Genomic DNA, 21,032 nt, shown 5'->3' on the forward strand with positions numbered 1-21,032 from the left:
GATGCCTTCGATCCTCGGCCATCCGGTGCTGCGTCGGGAAGATCCCCGCTTCCTCACTGGTCAGGGCGCGTTTGTCGCCAATCTGGTCCCACCAGACGCGGCCCACGTCGCCTACGTGACCTCGACAGTGCCCCACGCCCGGCTCCGGGCGGTGGATGTGACCGATGCTGTGGCCGCTCCCGGTGTGCTCGGGGTGTTCGCCGCCGCAGATGTCGACCCGGAGGTGCTTGTCTACCCTCCGCCGTTTCCGGGCATGAACGATCAGATGGCCCGCACCATGCTGGCCCAAGAAGTGGTCCGTTATGTGGGTGAGCCGGTGGTTGCCGTGGTGGCCGACGACCCCGTTCGGGCCGCCGACGCCGCCGACGTGGTAGTGGTGGACTACGACCCGCTGTCCCCGCTGGTCGACCTGGAGGCTTCGCTGCGGCAAGACGTCGTGTTGTTCGACGGCATCGAGGAACAGACGGTGTATCGCTGCGCTGCCGGTGAATTGCCCGAATTCGATGACTGCGAGGTGGTGGTGCGGGCCCGGTTCCACAACCAGCGCATGTCGGCTGCGCCCATCGAAGCTCGGACAGGATTCTCATACTGGGAGTGTGGCCGGCTGGTCCATCACACCGCTACTCAGGGCAGCCACAACGTCAAGGCTTCACTGATGGGCATCTATGGGCTGGACCCCGAACAAGTGCTGGTGGTGACCCCTGATGTGGGCGGCAGCTTCGGGGCCAAGTTCCGCTGCTACCCCGAGGAGGCCCTCTTGGGCTGGCTGGCCCGCCGCTTGGGCCGCCCGTGTGCCTGGGCTGAGACCCGCACACAGTCGATGACCGGGTTGGGGAGTGGCCGGGGCCAGATCCAAGACGTGGTGGTGGGCGGGACTCGGGACGGGCGGATCGCTGCCTACCAGCTTGATGTGATCCAAGACAGCGGGGCCTATCCGCTCATTGCCGGCTTCCTCCCCCGAATGACCATGGCCATGTTCACCGGCGTCTACGACATTGGCCGGGCCGGGTACGAGGCGGTGTCGGTGCCCACTTCCACCACCCCCAACGGGGCCTTTAGGGGCGCCGGTCGGCCCGAGGCGTCCGCGGCCATCGAGCGGGCGGTAGACATGTTCGCCGCGGAGGTCGAGATGGATCCCGCCGAAGTGCGCCGCCGCAACTTCATCGGCCCGGAGGCCTTCCCCCACACCACGGTGTCAGGGGTGAGCTACGACTCTGGTGACTACGCCAAGGCGCTAGCCGTCGCGCTGGAGGCGGCCGGGTACGACGACCTGCGGGCAGAGCAGACCGCTCGGCGGGTTGACGGTTCGGCGTCTCTGTTGGGCATCGGCCTGTCCACCTACGTGGAGGTCACCGCCACTACCGGAGCGGGTGACTTCGCCTCGGTGGAATTGGGCACCGATGGCACGGTGAAAGCGGTTACCAGCTCCACCCCCCACGGCCAGGGCCACGAGACGGTTTGGCCCATGATCGTGGCCGATGCGCTGGGCATCGACCTGGACCGGGTAATTTCGGTGGGCGGTGACACCGACTGCACGCCCCGGGGGCAAGTGACCGGGGGATCCCGGTCAGCTCAGATCGTGGGGTCGATGCTGTTCGACGCCTCCCAGAAGCTGGTGGCACAGGTGCTCCCTGTTGCCGCCGATCTGTTGGAGGCCTCGGCCGCCGATGTGGTCCATGATTCCGCAGGCGGTTGTTTCCACGTGGCCGGGACTCCGGCGGTGTCGGTGGGATGGGCCGCGGTGGCCGCCGCCCTGGGCGGCCCGGTGACTGTGGAGTCAGACTTCGAGTCCGGGGGCCAGACCTTCCCGTTCGGCGCTCATGTCGCCGTGGTGGAGGTGGATGCTGAGACCGGCCGGACGGAGCTGGTGCGGCTGGTTGCGGTGGACGACGCCGGCACCGTGTTGAACCCGCTGATCTTCGAAGGCCAGATCCACGGGGGAATCGCCGGCGGCGTCGCTCAGGCCCTGTTGGAGGAACTGGCCTTCGACGCCGAGGCCAACCCGCTCACCACCAACTTCGCCGACTACCCGGTGATCTCCGCGGCAGAGCTGCCCAGCTTCGAGTTGGTCCGCTCGGAGACCCCCACCGACCGGAACCTGCTGGGGGCCAAGGGTGTGGGCGAGTCGGGCACGGTGGGGGCCACCGCCGCGGTGCAGAATGCGGTGATCGACGCCCTAGCTCCCTTCGGCATCCGCCATCTGGATATGCCCCTGACGCCTGAGCGAGTTTGGAAGGCCATTCAGAACCATGGCTAAGCGGAGCCTTGAAGAGCAGGTGTTGGTCATATGGAAGACCTGGCGAGCCCGGGCCTTCTATCGGGTGGTGCAGCTAGTGATCCGAGTCATAGGCCGCCTGTACTTGCGGACAAAGGTTGTGGGCGCTGAGCGGTTGAAGTCCGATGGAGCGTTCATCATCGCTTCAGTACACCGATCCAATTTGGACGCCCCTCTGGTGAACTCCCGGTGCCCTCGTATCGTTCGGTCGCTGGCCAAAAGAGAGATGTTCACTGGCGGTATTGGCACCTGGGTCAGTGCCATGCTGGGGTCATTCCCGGTGCAACGGGGGGCAGGAGACCGCCGCTCGGTGACCGCGGCCATAGACCTGCTGAAGCGGGGCGAGCCATTGCTGGTGTTTCCCGAGGGCACTAGACAGGCCGGCCCCCAAGTCGGTGAGATTTTTGGAGGGGCGGCATTTCTGGCTGCCCGGACAGGAGTGCCGGTGCTGCCGGTGGGTATCGCCGGCACCGAAGAGGCCATGCCGCCCAAGGCCAAGTCGCTAAAGCGTGTGCGGGTATCCATTGTGGTCGGTGAACCGCTACTCATTCCCGACGGTGGCAACAAGAGGCTGTCCGCCAGTGAGCGCAATGAGTTCACTGCTCACTTGCGGTCGGCCATGCAGGCAGCAATGGATGAAGCCGTCGAATTGGCCGCAGCCCGCCGCGCCCGCCGCAACGAATGAGAAGATAGGGGGCCATGAGCGCGGTTGACGTTGTTCTGGCGGCTGAGAGGCCAAGCGGGGATGCCTATCCCGGGCCGACTGTCGAAGTAGTCGGCGGATGCGCGGCCCGGCTGGTAAGCCCCGACGGGGCCTCGCTGTGGCTGGTGGCCGCCGACCTGGCCGCGGGCACCGAGCTGAGATGGGCGACCGACCACGGCGACGAGGCAGTGTATGTGCGCTCCGGCAGCCTGACTGTCGACGGGCGAGTTTGCCCTGCTGATGGGGCAGCGGTCGTGGAGGCCGGGGTGGCTGCGACCGCGACCGCGAAGTCTGACACCAGCATCGTCCATGTGGGACCGGCTGATCCTGTTCCGCCACCCGACGGCCTGAGAGGTCCGGCCGAAACCGCTGGCCGGGGCGTGCGGGTGGTCGGTCCCGACGGGTTGTGGGCCACGGTGGACGACACCCAGCGCACTCGCTTCTTTTCCGACGCGTCATCACCCACCAACCGACTGTGGCTGTTGGCCACCGACCGCCCCCAGTATTTCGAGTCCTCGGCCCACAGTCACTCCCAAGACGAGCTGATCCACGTGCTTCGGGGCGAGATCCGGGTGGGCCGCCGGGTAGTCGGCGCAGGCGACACCCTGTGGGTGGACGCCGACCGCCGCTACAAGCTCTACAGCGGCGACGAGGGCGTTCACTTCATCAACTACCGACGAGACGCCTCCGTCATGACCTCGCCCAACTACGACGCCCCCTTGCTCGAAGCCGGCGAGGCCACCAACATGACCTGGGTCAACGACACCCGTTGAGCAGGCATGGACAACCTTGTTGAGGGGTGTGACACATTCGACCGAGCGGTGAGACAGACTGGGTTTATGGACGGGCTTGGATTGTTTGACCTGAGCGGACGGGTGGCGTGCATCACCGGCGGGGCCAGCGGCATCGGAGAGGCGGCCGCGGAGACGCTGGCGAGGGCCGGGGCCGCAGTGGTGGTGGGCGACATCGACGGCGACGGTGCGACGCGCACCCGGGACCGCATCATTTCCGACGGCGGGCGGGCGGTGGCCCTGTCAGCCGACACCACACAGGCCGACCAGGTGAGTGCGCTGGTGGCGGCCGCGGTGGACCGCTTCGGACGGTTGGACGTGATGGCCAACGTGGCCGGCGTGGGCAGCTACGGCGAGGTGGTGGACGTGACCGAGGCCGAGCTAGACCGGGTGCTGGCCGTCAACTTCAAAGGCGTGTTCTTCGGGTGCCAGGCGGCGATGCGGGTCATGGTGCCCCAAGGGTCGGGTTCCATCGTGAACGTGTCGGCCACGGCCATCAACACCCCCGTGGGGGGACTGTCGGTGTATGCGGCCACCAAGGCGGCGGTGGCCATGCTCACCCAGTCGCTGGCGGTGGAGGCCGGACCCGACGGGGTGCGGGTCAACACCATCGCTCCCGGCTTCACCCTGACCAATTTCGTGGGAGGGCATCTTCGCGACTCTGAAGGCCAGGTGGACCCTGCCGAGATGGACAGCTACCTCAAGCTGATGCGGGACCGCTCCCCGCTGGGCGAGGTGTGCGAGGCGTCGGATCAGGCCAACCTGATCTGGTTCTTGGCCTCTGATGCCTCCCGCTTTGTGACCGGCCAGATCATGCGGGCCAACGCCGGCCAGAGCATCACCTGGTAGGGGGCTGCGTCTCGATGAGCCCGACGCGCACTGTCCAATTGCGAGCCAATGGCGCTGAGTACTCCGCCGAGGCCGAGACCCGCACCACTTTGGCCGACTTCCTGCGCCGCCAGTGCGGGCTCACCGGCACCCATCTGGGATGCGAGCACGGAGTGTGCGGAACCTGCACCGTGTTGGTGGACGGCGCCGCGGTCCGGTCGTGCCTCATGCTGGCAGTGCAGGCCGACGGGTGCGAGGTGACCACCATCGAGGGCCTGGTGGACACCACCGACCCCGGCAACCCGGTGCTGGGACCGGTGCAGCAGGCGTTCGCCGACGCCATGAGCTTCCAGTGCGGCTTTTGCACACCGGGCATCGTCATGTCGACCGTGGCCTGGCTGGCCGACCGGCCGACCGAAGCCGGCGAGCCGACCGACGGTGAGGTCAGGGAGTTCCTCGCCGGCACCCTGTGCCGCTGCACCGGCTACACCAGCATCGTCGAAGGCGTCCGCCTAGTCGCTCAGCGCTCCTCATCGGGCGGGCCGTAGCCACCCCCGCCGGGGGTGGCGATCTCGAGCCGGTCGCCGGGCTGCACCTCGGTGCGGAACACTCCTGGGTAAGCCTCGATTGAACCGTCGGTTCGCAGGACACAGTTGACGCCCACGGCGCCGGGTGAGCCTCCCTTGATGCCGTAGGGGGCCACTTTCCGTCTAGACGACAGCACGTTGAGGCTCATGGGCTCCTCGAACCGGATGCGCCGCACCACTCCGTCGCCGCCCCGATGTCGGCCTGCGCCGCCGCTGCGGTGGCGGATGGAGAAGTCCTCCACTGCCACCGGGTAGCGCTGCTCCAGCACCTCGGGGTCGGCGAGCCGGGCGTTGGTCATGCCGGTGTGAACGGCACCGCAGCCGTCCTGTCGAGCGGTGGCCCCCGCGCCTCCGCAGACGGTTTCGTAGTACTGGTGGCGCTCGTTGCCCCACACAACGTTGTTCATGGTCCCCTGTGAGGCGGCCACCGTGCCCACCGCGCCGAACAGGGCGTCCACGATGTGCTGAGAGGTCTCCACATTTCCGGCAAAGACCGCGGCGGGCTCGACGGGGCTGATCATGCTGGGCGACGGCACGATCAACTCCACCGGCTCAAGGCACCCGCTGTTGAGCGGGATGTTGTCGTCCACCAGGCAGCGCAACACATAGAGCACCGCGGCCCGGCACACCGGCTGGGGGGCGTTGAAGTTTCCGGGATGCTGGTCGCTGGTGCCGGTGAAGTCGACGGTGAGCGACCGCCGGCCGCGGTCTACGCGCAACGCCACCGACACTTGGGCGCCGTCGTCGAGCGCAACGGTGAAGGAGGAATCTTCCAGGCGATCGATCAGGCGTCGGACCGACTCGGCGGCGTTGGCCCGGACATGGCCCATGTAGGCATGGACTGTGGCCAGGCTGAAGCGGTCGATCACCTCGTCCAGGGAGACTGCCCCCTTCTGACAGGCGGCCAGCTGGGCCTTGATGTCAGCGATGTTGACGTCGGGGTTGCGGGCCGGCCACTCGGCGCCGGTGAGCAAGGCCCGGATCTCTGCCTCCTGGAACCGCCCGCCCCGGGCTAGAACCTCGCCATCGAACAGCACCCCCTCCTCGGAGATGCTCGACGCGTCGGCCGGGGCTGATCCGGGAACGGTGCCGCCGATGTCGGCGTGGTGGCCGCGCGACGCGGTGAAGAACAGGATCTCGTCGCCGTCGGCATCGAACACCGGCATGATCACGGTCACGTCGGGCAGGTGGGTGCCGCCGTTGTAGGGGGCGTTGGTGATGAAAGCGTCGCCCGGCGCCATGTCGGGATGGCGGGCGATGATCGCCTTGACCGACATGTCCATCGAGCCCAGGTGTACCGGCATGTGGGGGGCGTTGGCGATCAGCTCACCGTGGGGGTCGAACACCGCACATGAGAAGTCCAGACGCTCCTTGATGTTCACCGAGGCAGCGGTGTTCTCCAGTGCCACCCCCATCTGCTCGGCGACGTTCATGAAGAGGTTGTTGAAGATCTCCAACATCACCGGGTCGGCCTCGGTGCCGACCGCCGCGTCCGGGCGGGCCTCGACCCGGCTCAAAACCAGCTCGCCGCTTGGGGCCACCGCCGCGGCCCAGCCCGGTTCAACCACCGTGGTGGAGTGGGGGTCCACAATGACCGCGGGTCCGTCCACGGCCGACTCCGGGCCCAGGTCGGCCCGGTCGTAAAAGGAGATGTGGTGAGCTTGCCCCCCGAAGCTGGCCTCGTGGTGGGCTAGGGGACTGGGGTCGGGCATAGAGTTGGCCGAGGGTTGTTCGGCCAGGGTCTCGGTGAGGCTGCTGCGGCCGATGGCCTCTGCCTGGATCGACTCCAGCACGATCGGCGTCTCAGGGGAGGCGAATCCGAAGCGGGTGCGGTGGAGGTCTTCAAAGGCCGCATTCGCCGCCACGTAGTCGTCGGCAGCCACCTCGAGTGCGGTGTCGGACCCCTCGTACCTCAGGAAATAGCTGGCTTCGATGTGGATGTGGGAGTGGGGCAGGTCGGCGGCCACCTCGGTGTAGGCCGCCGCGGCCAACTCCCCGATATCGGTGGCAATGGCACCCAGCAGTTCCTCGGTGAGGGTTTGGCCCACGGCCCGCTCAGTTACCGAGCGCACGTCGGCCAGGCCGATGCCCAGCGCCGAGAGCACCCCGGCGTGGGGATGGATCAACACCGTGGACATGCCCAGTTCGTCGGCCACCCGACAGGCGTGCTGGCCCCCGGCCCCGCCGAAGCAGGCCAGGGTGTATGCGCTCACGTCATGGCCCTGCTGCACCGAGATGGTTTTGATGGCGTTGGCCATGTTCTGGACCGCCACATCCAAGAACCCCTCGGCGGCCCTCTCTGGGGTCCACGGTTGTTTGGTGGCCTCGGTGATGGCTGCGGCCAGGTCGGCGAATGCGGTCTGGGCCGCGGCGGCATCGAGAGGCTGGTTGCCGCCGGGGCCGAACACCGCCGGAAAATGATCTGGGTGCAACCGCCCCAGCACCACGTTGGCGTCGGTCACGGCGAGCGGCCCGCCATTTCCGTAGCAGGCCGGGCCGGGCTCGGCGCCGGCGGAGTCGGGGCCCACTCGGAAGCGGCTGCCGTCGAACGACAGGATCGAGCCACCCCCGGCGGCCACGGTGTGGATCAAGATCATCGGCGCTCGCACCCGTACTCCGGCGACCACCGCGTCGGTGGTGCGCTCGAAGCGCCCGTTGTAGTGGGACACATCGGTGGATGTGCCGCCCATGTCGAACCCGATCAGGCGATGGTGGCCGGCGGCCTCACCAGTGCGGGCCATGCCCACCACCCCGCCGGCCGGGCCGGACAGCAGTGCGTCCTTGCCCCGGAAATTGCCGGGGTGGGCCAGGCCGCCGTTGGACTGCATGAAGAAAAGCGATGTGTCGAGCTGGTCCTCGACAGTCTGGATGTGACGCCGCAGCACAGGGGTGAGATAGGCGTCGGCCACGGTGGTGTCTCCCCGGGGCACCAGGCGGATGAGCGGGTTCACCTGATGGCTGGCTGAGACATGCTCGAACCCCACTTCGGCGGCGATCTCAGCCAGACGGGCTTCGTGATCGGGGTAGCGATAGCCGTGTACCAGCACTATGGCCGCCGACCGCAATCCCGCTCGGTGGGCCGAGGTCAGCTGCTGCCGAGCGTCGTCCTCATCCAGTGGTCGCTCAACGGTGCCGTCGGCCCGCACTCGCTCGTCCACGGTTATCACCCGGCTGTACACCATGTCGGGCAGCACGATGTCGAGGGCGAACAGGTCGGGCCGGGTCTGGTAGCCGATGCGGAGGGCGTCGGCGAACCCCTTGGTGGTCACCAGCACGGTGGGCTCTCCCCGGCGCTCCAGCAGGGCGTTGGTGGCCACCGTGGTACCCATCTTCACCTCGGCCACCTGGTCCGACGGGATCGGCTCATCAGCGCTCAACCCCAGCAGGGATCGGATGGCCTCCACTGCGGCGTCTTGGTATCGGGGGTTCTCCGACAGCAGCTTGGCGGCGGCGATCTGCCCATTGGGTTGCCGGGCCACCACGTCGGTGAACGTGCCGCCCCGGTCGATCCAGAAGCTCCAACCCTGCGACTCAGATTCCACCATGACCAGCTACCCCGAGAGGTCGGCGGCCACCCGTTCGGCCACCGCCATGGCATCGGCGATGGCCTCGTCCTGGTTGATGTAGCGGTAGGTGGCCAGCCGCCCGGCGAAGTACACCGGTATGTCGAAGTGCCCGGCAATGGTTTGGGCCAGTTCGGCGTTGCGGCGCTCGTTGGCCCCGTCGGCGGTCAATACCGGATAGTGGCGGCGGGGGGCGCCGGGCATCTCCTCGCTGACCACCGTGCCCCCGATCTGCTGACCGGTGGCGTGCTTGGTCTCCACCGTGCGGGTGTAGGGCACCCGGGCCGACGGGCGGTTGGTGACATAGGCCGGGGTGAGCACGCGGGCGGGGTCGTCGGTGGGGGTATAGCTGGAGCGCATCTCGATGCCCCGCCACTCCAGCTCACCGGGGCAGCGGGCGAAGTCGTCCAGCGCGGCGGTGATGACTACGGCGTCATAGTCCTGGCCGAGGCGGTCGGCGTCGTCCACGGTGATCTCGGTGTCCAGGGTGACCGCCACGGTGGACAGCACCGACTCGATCACCTCGTTGATGCCGTTGGGTGGAAAGTACTGCCACCGGTCCCGGAACAGCCCCCGATGCCCGTCGTCGCGTAGCTCCACCCGCTTGGGAGCGAAGCGGGCCGATAGATCGACCGCCGGGCGGCCCCACTGCTTGGCGGTGTAGTCCCGGATGAACAGGTCATAGAGGGTGCGGCCCATCATCGAAACCACGTAGTCCTCGAAGTTGTCGCCGGCGGGCTCGGGCGGGAGAGAGGCCAGCTCCCGCTCCACGGTCGGCCACACCGGTAATTCCTTCAGCTCATCCACCTGGGGCGGCCACGACAGCAGGCGGCCCTCATCGTCGCCATCGTCGGGCGACAGGAAGATCTCGGTGAGCACCTTGTGGTCGTAGACCCGGGTAAGGCCGTGGGCATTCACAAACTGGTGTACCGCGGCGTTGGAAGTGTGGAAGATGTGGGCCCCGTTGGGTTCGTACACCACCCCGTTCATGGTCTCGGCCCGGGAGTGCCCGCCCACCACGCTGGTCTTCTCCATCACCTCCACCGCAAATCCGGCCTCGGTCAACAGCCGTCCGGCCACCGCTCCGGTCCACCCGGCCCCGACGATGCCGATCCGCCGCCTCACCGGGTGGGCCTCAGGGGGCGTGGCGGCATCGGGAACTCCAGTCGGGCGTCTCGGGTACGGTAAGGGGATTGGGGGCCAAGGGCCCCAGAAATCGACGATAGCGCAGGGGTAGGCGATGTTGGACTGCTTGATTCGGGGCGGAATAGTGGTCGACGGCACCGGCGCGCCAGGTCGGGGGGCCGCCGTGGGGATTCAAGGCGGGCGCATCGTGTCCATCGGCCGGTCGGATGAGGCCGCCCGCCAAGTGATCGACGCCGATGGGCTGGCGGTGGCCCCGGGGTTCATCGATGTCCACACACACTACGACGCCCAAGTGCTGTGGGATCCCCACCTGACCCCGTCGTCGCTGCACGGAATCACCACCGCTATCGGCGGGAACTGCGGATTCACCATCGCCCCGATGGTGCCCGACGAGGCCGACTACGTGATGCGGATGCTGGCCCGGGTGGAGGGCATGCCCACCGAGTCGCTGGAGGCCGGCCTGGACTTCGGGTGGTCTTCGTTCGGATCGTGGCTGGATCGGCTTGAAGACAGCGGGCTGGGCATCAACGCCGGCTTCCTGGTGGGCCACAGCACGATTCGCCGGCTGGCCATGGGGTCGGCATCGATGGGCGAAGCGGCCTCTGAGCAGCAGTTGGAGGCTATGAAGACGCTGCTGGCCCAGAGCCTGGCCGAGGGCGGCCTGGGTTTCTCCTCCACCAAGGCATCTGCCCACAACGACCATCACGGCGATCCCGTGCCGTCACGGGCGGCCACCGACGCCGAACTGGTGGCGCTGGCCGCAGTCTGCCGGGATCACCCCGGCACCACCCTGGAGATCATCCCCAGCATCGACCCCATCTGGTCGCCGGAGACCTATGAGCTGATGACGGCCATGGTGCTGGCCGCCGACCGGCCCTTGAACTGGAACCTGTTCAACGTGCGGCCCGGCGAGGACGCCTATCTGGAGAATCGTCTGGGTTCTGCCGACCACGCCCGGCAACAGGGGGCCACCGTGGTGGGGCTCATGCTCCCCGACATCATGCAGATGCGGCTGAACTTCGCTACTGGGGTGCTGTTCGACACCCTGCCCGACTGGGCCGAGATCATGCACTTGGACCCGGCAGCCAAAGCTGAGGCTCTGGCCCGCCCCGAGGTGCGCCAGCGGCTGCTCAACGGTGCAGCCCAGGCTTCCCATCGCACTTGGGTGCGGTGGGACGAGACCACCGTGGTGGACGTGTCTTCGCCAACGCCCCATTTGCAGGCGCTGGTGGGACGCAACGTCGGCGAACTGGCCGCAGAGCGGGGCCAGCATCCGTTCGACGTGATGTGCGACATCGCCTTGGAAGACGACCTGATGACCGGGTTCGGGCCGCCGGTGGTGGGCGACGACGACGAGTCGTGGAAGAAGCGGGCCGAGATGCTGGGCGACCCCCGGGTGCTGGCCGGCGGCTCCGACGCCGGGGCCCATCTGGACATGATGATGACCTGGGGGTGTACCTCGGCGCTGGTGGGCGACACGGTGCGGGATCGGGGGCTGCTCAGCCTGGAGCAGGCGGTGAACCTGGTTACCGACCGCCCGGCCCGCCACTACGGCCTGCGGGGTCGGGGCCGGCTGGCCGAGGGCTGGTGCGCCGACATCGTGGTGTTCGACCCGGACCGCCTTACCAAGGCCCCGGTGACCACCGCCTGGGACATGCCTGGCGGGGGATGGCGGCTCACCGGCGGCGCTGAGGGCATTGAGAACGTGCTGGTCAACGGAGTCGAGACCCAGCGATCCGGCCAACTCACCGACGCCCGCCCCGGCCAGGTCATCCGCTCCGGCCGCGACACCGACACTGTCACCGCTGCCGGCCCCTGATTGCCAGAGATAGTGTCACCGCCTCCGATAGGGTGCGGTCATGACACAGCTGTCATTAGAAATGCCTACTGCGGTGATCCCGTTCAAGTCGCAACTCTTGAAGTGGATTGGAAACAAACAGCGCTTTGCCCATGAAATCGTTTCGTATTTCCCACCACGGTTCAATTCATACTTTGAACCATTCTTGGGCAGCGGGGCTGTTCTGGCAACTCTTGCTCCCCCAAAGGCCGTGGCTTCAGACTCGTTCGGCCCACTAATTGACATATTCAAGACTCTGCAGGAAAACCCCGGTCTTCTGAAGCGTTGGTACTTCGACCGCTGGGTTAAGCTAGCGATTCATGGCAAAGAACAAGTATATGAAGAAGTGAAAACATCGTTTAATTCTAATCCTAATGCTGCTGACCTCCTATTTTTGAGTAGATCATGTTATGGAGGTGTAATCCGGTTCAGAAAAGACGGAGTCATGTCAACTCCATGTGGAAGTCACAATCCAATAGGTCCGCAGTCGTTCAACAAGCGAGTGGATGCTTGGTATGAGCGTACTTGTGGAACAGAGTTCAAACACATAGACTACCGCCTGGCAATGAACTTAGCCGAGGAAGGTGATATGGTGTATTGCGACCCTCCTTACTCGGATACTCAGAGCATTCTTTATGGAGCTCAAGACTTTAGCTTCGAAGATCTTATAGATCAGATCTCAAGGTGTAAACGTCGTAGAGTCGCTGTTGCACTCAGTATTGATGGAACAAAGCGTTCGGGACAAGTTGCAATAGATCTACCCATTCCTGTCGGGTTGTTCGAAAGAGAAGTGTTCGTAAACTGCGGAAGATCAATGCTAAAGAGATTTCAGATGGGCGGGCAGACGCTGGAAAGCGAAGTAGTCAAAGATCGATTGTTGCTTACATACTGATATCATGGTTCCAAGTTCAAAGTTTCTCAATCAGTCCAATAGATTCTGGGCGTATGTAAGAGCTATCAGCGAGAAATTTGGGTACACACGTCGCAATACTTCTAGGGTCAGTGCACCAACTGAATCCGAAGTCATGCAAGCTGTTGGGGATCTAGGTTTGAGTGGATCAGATATCAAGTTTGAAGATAAGTTGACTTCGAGAGGGCACCTGCTAATCGAGTACTTCCACTATAGAGCTGACACATTGAACAACCGGGTCAAGGGGATGCTTATGGATGCGGAAGAGGCACGAGCCCTTTTTCAAGACACTCGTGCATGTCTAAATCCCAAATGCCCATTACCAATGAACAAACAGAAGGCCGAGAAGAGAGCTGAAGCTTACCTGACATGTCTTGTCAACATGCTTATTGAGTCGGCGATAGGTGAACTCAGTTGCGATTATGATCCTAGGAAGTTGACCAAAGTAACTGATGGCAGCCAATTGCTAAGTACATTGTCAAGACGGGTGGATGGTGTATTTCCCTCTACTGTGAATCCAATAGCAATTTGGGAAATCAAGGAATACTACTATACCACTACCTTTGGAAGTAGAGTGGCGGACGGAGTATACGAAACGCTATTGGATGGTATGGAACTCCGAGACCTGAGGGTCGATGAGGGAATTCATGTTAAGCACTATCTCATGGTTGATTCGTACAGGACTTGGTGGTCCGACGGAAGATCGTATCTTTGTCGTATTTTGGACATGATGCACATGGGTTATGTGGATGAGGTTATATTTGGCCGAGAAGTGATTGACCGGGTTCCAATACTTGCTTCCGAATGGCGTGAGCAGTTAGAAGCATTGCCAAGTTGAGAAGGACATGTGCGCCTTTGTCGGCAAGCATTACTCTTCTCCTCCATACGCTGTACCATGAAACCGCTAGTCTACGTGGAACAGTGAAGATGTGGGCGGGGCGGGCCGTCGGCGTCTGTAGCGCTGTGTCCGCAAAGGCATAGAGACCTTCTAGTGCTGCTCAAGAGGGGCTACCACGGCACTCACTACAGGTGTCCTAGGAGCACCACCAGCGTTGCGCGGACGAGTTCTCATACCGCCACAACGAGCGCCCGGGGGACACCTTCGACCAGGATTGGCGGGCCTGTTGCGGAGGATGAGCGGCAGGAGGCTCACCGACGAGCCACCTGGTCGCCCACGGCCCTCACGCCCTCAAGAGACTGGGGAGGACGCAGAACTAGCCGAAGAAGTTGCTTGTTAGTAGGACCGCACACATGTGCTAGACAGGGGCGCATTTCCCTCTTCGAGACGGTGTAGACGTACCACAGCAGCGAGGCTTCACCGTCCCCCTGCTGGCGTCAGACACGTCGGCGGGCGTGAGCACGGCACGATCCCTAACTTTGCGAATATTCCCTTCTAAGGTGATCGAAATTGCATAGGCCCGGTGCTGTGCACGGTAGGACCTTGGACGCCAAGCTCGACAGTTAGATCGGACCATCGTGGTGGGCCAGAAAGGTAGTGGGGGTGGTATACGAACAGCGTGGCCCCACAAAGCCACCAGCCTCTCTGGACCAGGGCGACGGTGTCGGCTTCTGAGAGTCGGGAGAAAGCGGTGGGAATCGATGCGAGTTGGGTTCTTTGGGTTTCGCTGTGCTCTTCGTTGATCTCTTGCCATTGGGCGAGACGCTTGCTCTGGGCGTCGTCGAGTTCGGCCCCGTCGAATGTGGAGCTGAGGTTGAAGTTCGTGCAGGGGTGCCCGCCGGATTCTTGTTGTCTGAACATCTGGCGGACGCGAAGCGAGCTGTTTTGACGGTGCATAATCGAGTTCGCTCTCCAGAGCCGTCCGGCTATAGGGAGTTTTCCCATTCCCCGGCGCGGCCCCCGGTCGAGGATTGCTCCTGCGTCGACAGAGATGACCAGCGCTTCCCCGAGGCCGTCGTTTTCGCGTTCGCGCCTCATCGCTGCTTCTAGGGCGAGGTTGTCGTAGACGCCACCGTCGACAAGTTCTATCGGGTTTCCGGTGTTGCAGGGGAACCCGAGGTGCTTGACGTCGAGCGGCGGGAAGCAGCCGGGCACGGCCGCTGATGCGGCCACGGCTATTGCCAATCGCAGCCCGGTGCCTTGGGTGGGAATGCTGCCGTTTACGTAGTCGCCGGCTACGTCGGCGTCGAAGCGGAACCGCACGCCTTCGGTGGCGTTGGTGGCGTTGAACATGAACCAGCACCCAGCCGGGAGGTCCTCAAGTTCGCGTCCATGGAGGAACCGGCGGTCGAGGCGGTCGGCGAGCACGTCGGCGAGGTTTTTTCCGGGGAGGAGTGCTCTCCAGGCGTTCTTGAGGAGGTCGCCTTGGAACGACGAGCTGGTAATTCTCTTCAGCATGGGCCGGAGCACGAGCTCGTCGAACGCGGGCTGCGTTTGCGCTGTGTTCCAGTGGGCGGCTGTGGCGGCGTTCGCGAGCGACCCTCCGGAGACGCTGGAGATGATGCGTACATCTGGCAGAAGGCCGGAGTCGGCGAGGAGCCGGAGAGCTCCGAGCGCGGTCAGCGTCGCACGGAAACCGCCGCCCGAAAGTGCGACCATTATGGGCGTCCGTCCTGGAGAGACGGCAGGAAGTGGCGTTCGGGGCGGCATCGGGTGCTGGCACGGCTTCGGCGAGGCTGTCGGCTGCACCGGGTAGGTCTGGGAGGGCTCCACCGCTGGGGCTGCGCCACGGGCCTCTTCTGGGGTTGTGGGCGCTGTGAGGTCGGGCTGTGTCACTTTGGCCGCCCATCGGGGTTTGTCTGGTGTTCCGGCCCAGACGACGACGAGGCTGGCGCCTTCTTGTTGTGCTTTGTCTGCGGCGGTGTTCAGGTCGGTCTGCGACAACTGGGGCGTACCGTGGGGGTGGGCGTGCCAGTCGCCCAAATAGCCGGCCCTGAGGTGTGGGCTGCCCAGCTCGAATGCCCGGCTTCTCTCGGCAGTACCGTCCATGCCGCGCACGAACTTTGTGGGCTCTTTGATGCTGTCGGGTGGCGGACCGAAGGCGGCATCCACGGTTACGGTCATCGAGGCGTCGTCTCGTTCTCCGTAGAGCTCCCCGCCGGTCTCCGGCTCTGGAGCAGTCCCGAAGCTGTCAGAAGCGGCCTGGTTGATTGCCTGTCGGGCGGCTTGTGGGATCAGCACGGTGTACCCGCCGTCGGCAGCGACTGCGGTCGGGGCCGGCTCGACGCACCGGAAGTGCCGGCGGCCTGGCTGCTGCTCGCTGTGGGAGAGGACGCAGAACTCGGCGGTGTGAGCGCCGGGATCGGCCAAAAAGCGGCCGATCTGGTTGGCGAGCGTGCCGGCCGCGGCGGCGTCGGCTGCGGAACCGTGGAACGTGGGAGCCGAGCAGCCCGGCTCTGGTTGGACCAGGCTCTCAGCGCTGTCGCCGTCCCAGAACGCCTCTTCGAAGTGTGCCGTCCCATGTGTTCGGGCCAGGCGCTCGACGGCGCGCCGTGCGGTGTAGGTGGGCCCGGCGGCCCCTTCTGGGGGTGAGGCGAACATCGCTGTCGTCGAGCAGCGGGCATCGACGAGGACCGACACGACCGCCGGAGTGTTCGGTGTGCGAGCGATGTGTCGCTCCAGGGCGGCGGCAACTTTGCGGCTGGCGGTCGCGTCGATCAACAGGTCCGTCCCGGAGAGGCCGACAACGGTCCCGTCGGAGTTCAGCACGCTCTTCGGATGGGCTTCGATCTTGATTGGGTGGGGGGCGACTCGTTCCAATCGTTCTTTCAGTGCTTCGGCCTTTTTCCTGGTGACCTGGGGCTCTTCGTAGGGCTGCCTTGCGATCAGGCCCGGGCCGACGCTTCCTCTGTCCCAGAAGACCAGACGTGCGGCGCCTGCTCTGGCGATCATCTCGGCGAGCCACGCGCCGAGCGCCCCGCACCCCCAGATCTCAACGGATTTCCCCTTGAACGCGCCCATCGGAGTGCTTTGGTCTCTGCGCACAGTCACCGAGGGGCGGGCCTCGTGCACGCCCGCCCATTGCAGCGGCTCGTCATCCCACCACCTGATGATCGACTCGCGGGCGCTTTCGGCCTGTTCACCATCTGTGGCGGGGTCGTTCAGGACGCGGAACTTGTCGGCCAGGCCGGCTGGGAGCTCCCATGCGACAAGGTGGTAGCGGCGGGCGCTGCTCGTCCCCCGGTTGAGAGTTCCCACGACCACCAACAGGGGCGTGCCGGGCGGATTGTGCAAGCACGCGTCGCGGAGGTGCTTGACGATCATCCTCCACTCGAAACCGAGGTCTTCGAGCTGGAACAGCAGGCGTCCGAACTTCCATTCATGGTTCTCCGAGATCGGCCTGTCGGACAGTACTGCGACGGCAACTGGAACGCTGTCGTCTGGCTCGGCGCCGCGAAACCTCACGAGGTCTGCCCTGTTGTCGCCCGACCGCTCGATTTCCGCCCACAAGAGCCGTTTGTTGTCTCCGTCGGGGATTTCGCCTCGGATCACCAGCTGAGTGCCGGACAGATCGAAGTTCAGCGGCAGGTAGGGGTGGACGGGTCCGCCGTCGGGGTCCAGGCGGCCAGCCGCGGCGTCGGCGAGCCACTCGCTTATCTGCTCCACGAAGCCGTACATGCCGTCCGACGGGACCCACTGCCGGTCCTCGTTGATGTACAAACACAGGTCGTTCCAGAACACGTGCGGGTTCACGTCGAACCGGTAGTCAGTGGTGTGCAGGGTCGGAGGGAAGGTCGGGTACCCGGCGGGGATGCGGACCTCTAGGTCCTCGTTGTCGCCGATCGGCAGCCCGCCCGGGTAGCGGCGCATCCCGGCCGTGGATATCCGCACTGGTACGGTCAGCGGCTTGCCCGGCTCTGCCCCCAAGCTCTCAGCATCGCCCAGAACAGCGAGCGCGCGGCTGCCGGTTTGGGATATCGCCCGCAGTTCGCGCAGGGCGCGTTTCTGATGCTCAGTCGTCATCGGCGGCCGTAGCCGCTCGGTTTGGAGGCCTTCGGCCTCGGACGGGCTTTTTTGACATCCCTGCCCAAGTCAGTGCTGGCCGCGGCGGCGGCTTCCGGGCGCGCATAGCCGCACGGGTCGCCTACGGAGAAAACCACCGGGTCGGGGTCTTCCTCGGAGCCGTGGGATCCGGTGCAGACCATGTAGTCGGCGCCAAGTATCTTGCTGTACTTGTCCCAGGCGACCCGATGGGGCGGGTCAGCCCCGTTCTTGTCGGACTTGGGAATCGGCGGCGAGCTGGCCACCGCCCACGCTCCGTCGGCCTTGGCGGCCTTCAGGCCTTCCACCACCTTTGTGTCCGCGTTGCCGTCGCTGTCGAACAGCGCCCCTTTGGAGCAGTGGTGGGGCATGACGAGCACATCGAACTCGACGTGGGAGTCGTCAGCGTTGTCGAAAAGGTCGCCGAGAGCTTCGCGCGCTAGATCCCCCAGCAACAGAAAGCGCTGCGAGCAGTCGCCATCGGCCAGCGTCACCTGCATCGCGAGGCTCGTGTCGTTGCGGTCCGCATCCTCATCGGCATCAGCCGGCCCGCAGAACACCGCGGTGAACCGCCCCGAAGTGTCGTGCCCGTCGATCGACTCCACCGCAGTGCCGATCTCGGACTTGGCCGAGTCAGACAGGTCAGAGTACGGCTTGGAGGCCAACACGTCCTTGTGGCCTATTACCCGGATGCGATCCCCCGACTTCGCCTTGCCCTTGACCGCGATCTTCAGCCTCCGGTCGGCCTCGTTTCTGAATGCCTCGGCGTCGTCTGAGAGTTCGGACTTGTACTCGTCGAAGATCCTCGGTGTGACCCACAACTCTCCGACTACGACCTTCTCTATGAGGTCGCCGAACCCCCGGCAGTGGTCCGGTCTGGGTGGGTGAGGGCGAACGCGGCCAAATACGGCTTCCAGTTGACCTCCGGAAGGATCTCAGCAAGCTGGTCGATTACCGCAACCTGTGGCTCGTCGTCGTCCTCGCTGAGCTCCAGATGGTTCAAGTCGACCCGCAGAACCAGCTCACCCGAACCACCTTCTTTGCCGGTCAACAGCGTGAAGCTGTCGCCAGCGCCGACAAACCACGACACAAACCCGATCCCGGGCAGCGAATCCCTATCAAACATGACAAAACAAACCTTTCAACAACGGCTAACGCCTGCTGCACTGACAGGCCCCCGGCAGCGCTCCCCAAACCCTCGCCCCCCTGCCATCTTGGGGCAGAAAGCACCCGCAGCGGCCCGAACCGAACATATCATCGACCAGTGACAAATAGGCGGAACGAAACACGCAATACACGACCCCGCCACCCAAAGCGGTTCGGGCCGCGAGGGATAGTCGAATCTACTATCTCCTGGCTCTCCAACTAGGGGCAGCTACACCGTAACTCCGCCCAGCGAGCAGACTGCCGGGTCTCGGTAATGTCGGCTTCGAGATCCAGATCGAGCTACACCGTAACTCCGCCCAGCGAGCAGACTGCCGGGACGCCGCCCTCTGCCTCGCTAACATCATCTTGATCTCGGCGGAGGTTATCTACGGAAGAAGTCGCTCTAACCCCTGAACAACCACCCATCCACAAGGCCCCTCAGCTTGATCGAGTGCCGAATCTGGGACAAACGGCGACTGAAGGCTAGAAAGAGCGGGTGATCGAAGGTCCTGATCGGCGGGTGCCGCGCTCGGTGCATGCCCTGGGCTATCGGGACTACCGGCTCTATTGGACCACCAGCGTGGTGTCCAACATCGGGTCGATGATGTATCTGGCCGCCATCGGCTGGCTGGTGGAGGACATCACCGACGATCCCTGGAAGGTGACCGTGGCGGCCACCGCCGGGTTGATTCCGCTGTTGGTGATGAGCCCGTTCGGGGGATCGCTGGCCGACCGCTACAGCCGGACCCGCCTGTTCCTGGCCACGGTGGTGGGCCAAATGGTGGTGGCGGTGGCGTTGGCCTGGGTGGTCCAGATCGACGCCGAGACGTTCTGGGTGCTGGTGGCCTTCTCCATCGGCGGGGGCGCCACCGCGTCGGTGGGTGCGCCGGTGCAGCAGGCCATCGTGGTGGAGTTGGTGCCGAGCGGGGTCATGCGCAACGCCATCTTCTTGAACTCCACCCAGTGGAACATCTCCCGGGCGGTGGGCCCCATGCTGGGCGGCTGGCTCATTCAGTTCTGGGGGCCGGCCGCGGCCTTCTGGTTCAACGCAGCCAGCTTCACCGCGCTCGTCGTGGGGCTGAGCCTGCTGCCTCCCCGGCCACCGCCGGGGGCATCGTCGAGTCAGGGTTTTGTGGCCGACTTCCTCTCGGGATTCCAATACGCCCGGGGCATCGAGGGCATCCGAGTGGTGATGCTGGCCAGCTTCATGCTGGCCGCGGCCATCTCCCCGACGCAGTGGCTGGCCCCGGTGATCGCCGACGACGCATTCGGGGTCGACGCTGCCGGCTTCGGTGTGCTGCTGGGCGCATTCGGAGTGGGGTCGTTGGTCGGCGCGGTGCTGCTGCTCCAGTTCGACCGGGGGACCGCGTATAGTCGTCTTGTCACCATTGGCTTTACCACCGTGGCGCTGTTCACTCTGGTTCTGGCGGTGGTTCCCACCTTCGCCTTGGGAGTGATGGCCATGGGCGCGGTGGGCCTGGCCTTCATGGTGACCATGCCCACCCTCACTAGCGCGCTGCAAAGCCTCTGCGACGACGCCTACCGAGGTCGGGTGATGAGCCTGTGGATGATGCTGTTCAGCCTAGCAGCACCGGCGAGCATCCTGGTGCAGGGCTCGATAGCCAGCGCCATCGGCATCCGCTGGGTACTGGCCATCACCGCCATCATGGTGGCCGCCTACTTGGCAAGCCAGCTAGCCCTCGGCCGCTTCCGCCACCTGGACACCGCAGTCTGAGCTACTGCTACAAGAGGATGCCGTTGGGGCGGGGGACGCCTTGTTCTTCGCAGTAGCGGTAGTACATCTTCAGGTTGGATTGGGCGTTGGAGATGTACTCCACGTTGCCGTCGGGGTCGAGGTACTCCACGTCGCCGTAGATGGCCGACACCAGCTCGGTGGGCTCGGAGTTGTCGTCGGGCACGAACAGGGTGTGGATGGAGCCAGCGGGCTCATAGAGGTAGCTGCGTCCCCGGTTCATGAAGTCGTTCTCCCGATAGCCCCAGGCCCCGCTCAAGGTGAAGGCCAGCACCGGTCCCTGGTGGTGGTGGGTCTGCACCGCCAACCCGGCGGGCATGAAGCCGTGCAGCACGTAGAGGCCGTCGTCGGCGCTGACCTGGAGCAGGCGCATCCGGGCGCCCACCGCGGTGTTCTCCACGAACGGCACGTCGTCGATCCCCACATGGCGGGCCGAAGGGACCACCTGATCCAACAGATTCATGGTCGAAGGCTAGTTGGCCTCGCGGTGGACACAGGCTGGCCTTACATCGATTCCGTCGGAGGCGGCCCGGCCCACCTTGGTGTAAAGCTGG

15 protein-coding genes are annotated in these 21,032 nt (G+C 64.9%); 9 read left to right on the forward strand and 6 right to left on the reverse strand.

Annotation, left to right across the window (positions count from 1 at the left end):
- Position 1 precedes the first annotated feature (1 nt).
- The 5 genes from ACOGXA_RS00380 to ACOGXA_RS00400 all read left to right on the forward strand — a co-directional run bounded on the left by ACOGXA_RS00380 (position 2) and on the right by ACOGXA_RS00400 (position 5,145).
- The gene (locus tag ACOGXA_RS00380) at positions 2–2,257 is read left to right on the forward strand and encodes a xanthine dehydrogenase family protein molybdopterin-binding subunit (RefSeq protein ID WP_419925319.1); all 2,256 of its coding nucleotides are present in this window, start codon (positions 2–4) and stop codon (positions 2,255–2,257) included.
- A complete protein-coding gene (locus tag ACOGXA_RS00385; RefSeq protein WP_419925320.1) occupies positions 2,250–2,960 on the forward strand; it encodes a lysophospholipid acyltransferase family protein in 711 nt (236 codons plus the stop codon). Before ACOGXA_RS00380 ends, ACOGXA_RS00385 begins: the two co-directional genes overlap by 8 nt.
- A gap of 14 nt (positions 2,961–2,974) precedes the next feature.
- Complete coding sequence (locus ACOGXA_RS00390) at positions 2,975–3,751, forward strand: cupin domain-containing protein (protein WP_419925321.1); 777 nt, start codon at positions 2,975–2,977, stop codon at positions 3,749–3,751.
- Between the two features lie 66 nt (positions 3,752–3,817).
- Positions 3,818–4,618, forward strand: coding sequence for an SDR family NAD(P)-dependent oxidoreductase (locus ACOGXA_RS00395; protein ID WP_419925322.1), 801 nt, complete (start codon positions 3,818–3,820; stop codon positions 4,616–4,618).
- A gap of 14 nt (positions 4,619–4,632) precedes the next feature.
- Positions 4,633–5,145: a (2Fe-2S)-binding protein gene (locus tag ACOGXA_RS00400; RefSeq protein ID WP_419925323.1), complete on the forward strand. Its 513-nt coding sequence runs from the start codon at positions 4,633–4,635 to the stop codon at positions 5,143–5,145.
- Here the strand turns inward: ACOGXA_RS00400 and ACOGXA_RS00405 are convergent.
- Together ACOGXA_RS00405 and ACOGXA_RS00410 are read right to left on the reverse strand one after the other, a co-directional pair.
- The gene (locus tag ACOGXA_RS00405) at positions 5,118–8,729 is read right to left on the reverse strand and encodes a hydantoinase B/oxoprolinase family protein (RefSeq protein WP_419925324.1); all 3,612 of its coding nucleotides are present in this window, start codon (positions 8,727–8,729) and stop codon (positions 5,118–5,120) included. The two genes, ACOGXA_RS00400 and ACOGXA_RS00405, sit on opposite strands and share 28 nt — an antisense overlap.
- A 6-nt stretch (positions 8,730–8,735) precedes the next feature.
- On the reverse strand, positions 8,736–9,872 hold the full coding sequence (locus ACOGXA_RS00410) for a UDP-galactopyranose mutase (protein ID WP_419925325.1): 1,137 nt from the start codon (positions 9,870–9,872) through the stop codon (positions 8,736–8,738).
- 115 nt (positions 9,873–9,987) lie between these two features.
- Here ACOGXA_RS00410 and ACOGXA_RS00415 point away from each other — a divergent pair, with 115 nt between their 5' ends.
- From ACOGXA_RS00415 to ACOGXA_RS00425, 3 genes are read left to right on the forward strand one after another with little or no spacing between them, the layout of a single operon-like run.
- Positions 9,988–11,712: an N-acyl-D-amino-acid deacylase family protein gene (locus tag ACOGXA_RS00415; protein WP_419925326.1), complete on the forward strand. Its 1,725-nt coding sequence runs from the start codon at positions 9,988–9,990 to the stop codon at positions 11,710–11,712.
- 40 nt (positions 11,713–11,752) lie between these two features.
- Positions 11,753–12,622 (forward strand): Dam family site-specific DNA-(adenine-N6)-methyltransferase, encoded by an 870-nt coding sequence (locus ACOGXA_RS00420; protein ID WP_419925327.1) that lies wholly within the window; start codon positions 11,753–11,755, stop codon positions 12,620–12,622.
- Positions 12,623–12,626: 4 nt separating this feature from the next.
- Positions 12,627–13,478 (forward strand): DUF7687 domain-containing protein, encoded by an 852-nt coding sequence (locus ACOGXA_RS00425; protein WP_419925328.1) that lies wholly within the window; start codon positions 12,627–12,629, stop codon positions 13,476–13,478.
- A gap of 555 nt (positions 13,479–14,033) precedes the next feature.
- On the opposite strand, the gene ACOGXA_RS00430 is transcribed toward ACOGXA_RS00425, so the two are convergent.
- From ACOGXA_RS00430 to ACOGXA_RS00440, 3 genes are read right to left on the reverse strand one after another with little or no spacing between them, the layout of a single operon-like run.
- Entirely contained in the window at positions 14,034–17,561 is a 3,528-nt protein-coding gene (locus ACOGXA_RS00430) for a patatin-like phospholipase family protein (protein WP_419925329.1), read from the reverse strand.
- Entirely contained in the window at positions 17,558–18,400 is an 843-nt protein-coding gene (locus tag ACOGXA_RS00435) for a hypothetical protein (RefSeq protein WP_419925330.1), read from the reverse strand. Before ACOGXA_RS00435 ends, ACOGXA_RS00430 begins: the two co-directional genes overlap by 4 nt.
- Before the next feature lie 20 nt (positions 18,401–18,420).
- Positions 18,421–18,705 carry a hypothetical protein gene (locus ACOGXA_RS00440; protein ID WP_419925331.1) on the reverse strand — a complete coding sequence of 95 codons (285 nt, stop codon included), beginning with the start codon at positions 18,703–18,705 and terminating at the stop codon, positions 18,421–18,423.
- Positions 18,706–19,221: 516 nt separating this feature from the next.
- On the opposite strand from ACOGXA_RS00440, the gene ACOGXA_RS00445 reads away from it, so the two are divergent.
- Positions 19,222–20,460: an MFS transporter gene (locus tag ACOGXA_RS00445; RefSeq protein ID WP_419925332.1), complete on the forward strand. Its 1,239-nt coding sequence runs from the start codon at positions 19,222–19,224 to the stop codon at positions 20,458–20,460.
- A gap of 7 nt (positions 20,461–20,467) precedes the next feature.
- On the opposite strand, the gene ACOGXA_RS00450 is transcribed toward ACOGXA_RS00445, so the two are convergent.
- Positions 20,468–20,941 carry a 2,4'-dihydroxyacetophenone dioxygenase family protein gene (locus ACOGXA_RS00450; protein ID WP_419925333.1) on the reverse strand — a complete coding sequence of 158 codons (474 nt, stop codon included), beginning with the start codon at positions 20,939–20,941 and terminating at the stop codon, positions 20,468–20,470.
- Between the last annotated feature and the right edge of the window lie 91 nt (positions 20,942–21,032).

Source organism: Candidatus Poriferisocius sp. (genome assembly GCF_965208475.1).
GTDB lineage: Bacteria > Actinomycetota > Acidimicrobiia > Acidimicrobiales > Bin134 > Poriferisocius.